This window comes from Enterobacter sp. SECR19-1250, assembly GCF_013391025.1.
Classification (GTDB): Bacteria; Pseudomonadota; Gammaproteobacteria; order Enterobacterales; family Enterobacteriaceae; genus Enterobacter; species Enterobacter cloacae.
Genome location: NZ_JACASJ010000178.1, coordinates 1 through 5,405, shown reverse-complemented (window position 1 = coordinate 5,405; position 5,405 = coordinate 1). Strand labels below are relative to the sequence as shown.

At 53.0% G+C, this 5,405-nt stretch carries 2 protein-coding genes and 4 pseudogenes; 5 read left to right on the top strand and 1 reads right to left on the bottom strand.

The features are described from left to right. A pseudogene (locus HX884_RS25115) lies at window positions 1-502 on the bottom strand (IS5-like element IS903B family transposase); the annotation flags it as partial. Between the two features lie 60 nt (window positions 503-562). Between HX884_RS25115 and HX884_RS25110 the strand changes: the two are divergent. The 5 genes and pseudogenes from HX884_RS25110 to HX884_RS25090 form a co-directional block, all read left to right on the top strand. Beyond that, window positions 563-1,239 (top strand): annotated as a pseudogene (locus HX884_RS25110) (IS3 family transposase); the annotation flags it as partial. 672 nt (window positions 1,240-1,911) lie between these two features. Next, a complete protein-coding gene (ltrA, locus tag HX884_RS25105) occupies window positions 1,912-3,420 on the top strand; it encodes a group II intron reverse transcriptase/maturase (protein WP_001189111.1) in 1,509 nt (502 codons plus the stop codon). An 80-nt stretch (window positions 3,421-3,500) separates the two neighbouring features. After that, window positions 3,501-3,680 (top strand): annotated as a pseudogene (locus HX884_RS25100) (DDE-type integrase/transposase/recombinase); the annotation flags it as partial. Window positions 3,681-3,959: 279 nt separating this feature from the next. Continuing rightward, a complete protein-coding gene (locus HX884_RS25095; protein WP_020803817.1) occupies window positions 3,960-5,042 on the top strand; it encodes an IS110 family transposase in 1,083 nt (360 codons plus the stop codon). Between the two features lie 16 nt (window positions 5,043-5,058). Next, window positions 5,059-5,355 (top strand): annotated as a pseudogene (locus HX884_RS25090) (IS3 family transposase); the annotation flags it as partial. Between the last annotated feature and the right edge of the window lie 50 nt (window positions 5,356-5,405).

The window sequence follows — 5,405 nt, the reverse complement described above, 5'->3', positions numbered from 1 at the left end:
CTTTTCGGGGAGGGATAAGCGCGCTGATTTTCTTACGCCGCAGTTCATCGTGACATAGCCGGGTGTCGTAAGCGCCATCGGCGGCGGCTGACCTGATTTTCCGGTGGGTTTGCCGGATTAACCCGGGGAAGGCCTCTGAGTCCGTAACGTTGTTCAGCGACAGGTCAGCGCAGATGATTTCATGTGTTTTACTGTCAACGGCGAGATGCAGCTTACGCCAGATACGGCGGCGTTCCTGGCCATGCTTTTTGACTTTCCACTCGCCTTCACCGAAGACCTTCAGCCCGGTGGAATCAATTACCAGGTGTGCGATTTCACCCCGGGTGGGCGTTTTGAAACTGACGTTAACCGACTTTGCCCGCCTGCTGACACAGCTGTAATCCGGGCAGCGTAGCGGAACGTTCATCAGAGAAAAAATGGAATCAATAAAGCCCTGCGCAGCGCGCAGGGTCAGCCTGAATACGCGTTTAATGACCAGCACAGTCGTGATGGCAAGGTCTGAATCGCCACGGGTTTAACAGACACCTCAGAGTCATTTAAGATGACTTAAAGAGAGGTGCCCATGAGCGGTAAGCGTTATCCCGAAGAGTTTAAAATTGAAGCGGTAAAACAGGTTGTTGATCGCGGCCATTCTGTTTCCAGCGTGGCAACACGTCTCGGTATCACCACCCACAGTCTTTATGCCTGGATAAAGGCATATGGCCCGGATTCCTCAACCAATAAAGTCCAGTCAGACGCTCAGGCTGAGATCCGACGCCTCCAGAAAGAGCTGAAGCGGGTTACCGACGAACGGGACATATTAAAAAAAGCGGCGTACTTCGCAAAGCTGTCCGACTGAGGTACGCCTTTATCCGTGACAACACCCATTGCTGGCCTGTCCGACTGCTTTGTCGGGTGCTGGATGTGCATCCGAGTGGTTTTTACGCCTGGCTTCAGCAGCCGGATTCACGGCGGCATCATACTGACCTGAGACTGACGGGGCTGATAAAGCAGTTCTGGCTGGAGTCGGGTTGCGTTTATGGTTATCGCAAGATCCACCTCGACCTGCGGGATACCGGACAACAGTGCGGAGTTAACCGTGTCTGGCGACTGATGAAGCGTGCCGGGATAAGGGCTCAGGTCGGGTACCGTAGCCCACGGGCACGTAAGGGTGAAACCAGCATCGTGACGCCCAACAGGCTCCAGCGGCAGTTCAACCCGGAAGCACCGGATGAGCGTTGGGTAACGGACATCACCTACAGTGTGCCCGGAGTTCAGGGCGGGCATGGATGCTTAAATGAACCGCGAGTCTGTCTGGAATATTGAACCGGTAACTCACGATGAGAAACCCAACAATCCCACCGGGTGTGACGGTGGAGAACCTGAGCGGCAGTGACCTGCGGCATGCCCGCAGGGTGATGTAACCCGCTGACAACGGGGATTGAGGCGAGATCACTAAGCCGAGATGATCCTCAAGGTTAAGTACTGAAAGGCTGAAGAACATGAACCCGTTAATCCGCCTCTGTGGGTTGAAAACGTCACCACGGCCTACGTGATCTGACAGGCCGTGCAGGAGGAACTGGCAGTGATACGTAAGCACTGCCGGTCGAAGGTGTTTTGACATGTATGCGAAACACCGGGGCAGCAGCGTCTATCACGCTTGCGTTGCTGACTTCTGCCAACTTGCGGCAAGCAAGGATAAAGAGTGCGACGGGCAGCCTCCTCAGTATGCCTGAGTCCAGGCAGGTAAACCGGGGAAGGTCAGCGACGGATGTTAAGGGGGCATGGCTCCGATGACGCGCTGGCTGGCGGAGCTTCCGTAGTAGTCCGCGATGGGGAAAGCCCATTACATGGCGAAGGGAAGCAGTTTGAATGTGTTTGCGACGTGAATTAACTGACCTAACGAGGTGAAGACCTTTGATAATCAGCGAAATGCAACGCAAGCTTGCCACATGGGCAGCCACCGATCCGTCCCTACGGATTCAACGGCTGCTGCGTCTGATAACACAACCAGAATGGCTGGCTGAAGCGGCGCGGATCACGCTTTCATCAAAGGGGGCCCATACCCCCGGCGTTGATGGCGTGAACAAAACAATGCTACAGGCCAGACTGGCTGTTGAGCTGCAAATCCTCAGGGATGAATTACTCTCAGGCCACTACCAGCCCTTGCCCGCCAGACGGGTTTACATCCCTAAAAGCAACGGCAAACTGCGACCACTGGGTATCCCCGCGTTGCGGGATCGTATTGTTCAGCGGGCCATGCTGATGGCGATGGAGCCGATATGGGAGAGTGATTTTCATACGCTCTCATATGGCTTCCGGCCTGAGCGCAGTGTCCACCACGCGATCCGCACGGTGAAATTACAGCTCACAGACTGTGGTGAAACCCGGGGACGCTGGGTGATTGAAGGCGACCTGTCCAGTTACTTCGACACCGTACATCATCGACTGCTGATGAAGGCTGTACGCCGCAGGATCAGTGACGCACGTTTCATGACTCTGCTGTGGAAAACCATCAAGGCGGGACATATCGATGTCGGTCTCTTTCGGGCGGCCAGTGAAGGTGTACCACAGGGCGGTGTTATATCGCCGCTATTATCGAACATCATGCTGAATGAGTTCGATCAATACCTGCATGAGCGCTACCTGAGCGGGAAAGCCAGAAAAGATCGGTGGTACTGGAATAACAGTATCCAACGGGGCCGAAGTACGGCGGTCAGAGAAAACTGGCAGTGGAAACCCGCGGTGGCGTACTGCCGCTATGCCGATGATTTTGTCCTCATCGTCAAAGGCACCAAAGCACAGGCGGAAGCCATCAGGGAGGAGTGTCGGGGTGTGCTCGAAGGCAGTCTGAAACTCAGGCTGAACATGGATAAGACTAAAATCACCCATGTTAATGACGGCTTTATCTTTCTGGGGCACAGGATCATTCGCAAACGCAGTCGTTATGGCGAGATGCGAGTGGTCTCAACGATCCCGCAGGAGAAAGCCAGAAACTTCGCCGCATCGCTGACAGCACTGTTATCAGGCAACTACAGTGAAAGCAAAGTCGATATGGCTGAACAACTCAACCGAAAACTGAAAGGCTGGGCCATGTTCTATCAGTTCGTTGATTTTAAGGCCAAAGTCTTCAGTTATATCGACCGTGTCGTGTTCTGGAAGCTGGCTCACTGGCTGGCCCGCAAATACCGTACAGGTATCGCTTCCCTGATGAGGTGGTGGTGTAAATCACCGAAACCGGGTCAGAGCAAAACGTGGGTTTTATTTGGTAAAACCAATCACGGCAAGCTCAGCGGCGAAATACTGTACCGGTTGGTGGGGCAAGGCAAGAAGCTGTTCCGCTGGCGGCTACCCGAAGGTAATCCCTATCTGAGGACGGAGACCAGAAACACGTATACATCGCGCTTTACAGAAGTGGCAATGGCGTTCGCCAGCATTTAAATGGAGAGCCGGATGCGCTGAAAGGTGCACGTCCGGTTCGGGGAGGAGAGGCAGGGAAATAGTCCGACTACGCCCTGCCTCTTACTCTACTCCGGACTCACGAAGGCTGGCTGTATCTGGCTGTGGTTGTTGACCTGTTCTCGCGCAAAGTTATTGGCTGGTCAATGCAGCCCCGGATGACAAAGGATATTGTCCTGAATGCACTTCTGATGGCCGTGTGGCGACGTAATCCTCAAAAGCAGGTGCTGGTTCATTCTGATAGTAAGAATGTCTGTGTCAGTTCTCATCATCATGCTTGCTGTTTTGTTCGCGCGGTGAGATCACTGATGCAGTGAAGACTTTCCGGCTACCTGACTCACACTCTGATCGACCAGAAATGTGTCTTTCCCTGGACCCGTCGGTTGACGGAAAGTACTTCATGCGAGGCTTCTCCTCACCGATGCGCGTGACTCAAGAAGGGCCTGACGTCTTGTCTCCTTACTGTCCTGTCCGGGTTATCGTCAGGAGAAATGACGATAAGTTCCAGAAAGGATTAGGCTATGGCGAAGACTAAATCAGTTCGCCCACCGTTTGTCGTGGGCGGCGTTGATACGCATAAGGACCTGCACGTTGCTGCAGTAGTTGATGAAAACAACCGCGTTTTAGGCAGTGATTTTTTCGCGACAACCCGGCAGGGATATCGGCAGATGCTGACATGGATGGCATCTTTTGGAACGGTTGCCCGCATCGGAGTTGAATGTACCGGTTCTTACGGCGCTGGCTTGCTACGCCACCTGCAAAATGCCGGCATCACCGTGCTGGAAGTGACTGCTCCGGATAAAATGGAACGCCGCAGGCGTGGAAAAAGTGACACAATTGATGCTGAAAGTGCCGCCCACGCAGCTTTCTCATTGATACGCACTGTCACACCTAAAACACGAAGCGGGATGATTGAAGCACTCCGCGTTCTGAAAGTCTGCCGAAAAACAGCCGTTGCAGCACGTCGTATTGCGCTGCAAATGATCCAGATGAATATCGTTTCATCTCCGGATGAACTACGTGATCAATTACGTAATCTGACCCGGATGCAGCTGATTCGAACCCTGGCCGCATGGCGGCCGGATGTGACGGCGTATCGTAATGTTCAGGATGCTTATCGTATTGCCCTGAAATCGCTGGCTCGACGATATCTTGAACTTCACGATGAAATAGCAGACCTGGATATCATGATCGCGTCAATCGTTGATGAGCTGGCACCTGAGCTGATCAAGCGTAACGCTATCGGCTATGAATCCGCTTCTCAGCTGCTCATCACTGCGGGTGATAACCCTCAACGGCTGCAGTCTGAGCCTGGCTTCGCGGCCTTATGCGGAGTCAGTCCCGTTCCCGTCTCATCAGGAAAAACAAATCGCCACAGACTGAACCGTGGTGGAGATCGCGCAGCAAATAGCGCCCTGCATATCATCGCTATAGGCCGGTTACGTACAGATACGAAAACGCAGGAGTATGTCGCGAAAAGAGTCGCGGAAGGGCACTCAAAAATGGAAGCGCTGCGCTGCCTGAAACGTTATATCGCACGCGAGGTCTTCACACTGCTTCGCAATCAAAATCGGCAGATTAACAGCACTCAAATAACGACTTGACACTTAGAAGGGCGTCCAAGGCAGTCAGTACACAAGCTATGAGTGGCAGTCGTTCCTGAAATCACACGGGCTGGAGGGCAGTATGAGCCGTCGCGGTAACTGTCATGACAACGCAGTCGCAGAAAGTTTTTTCCAGTTACTGAAACGTGAACGGATAAAGAAAAAGATCTACGGAACGCGAGAAGAAGCTCGCGGTGATATTTTTGATTACATCGAAATGTTTTATAACAGTAAGCGTCGGCATGGTTCGAGTGATCATATGCCACCAACTGAATACGAAAAACAATATTATCAGCGGCTCGGAAGTGTCTAGGGAAGGTGCGAACAAGTTCCTGATATGAGATCATCATATTCATCCGGAGC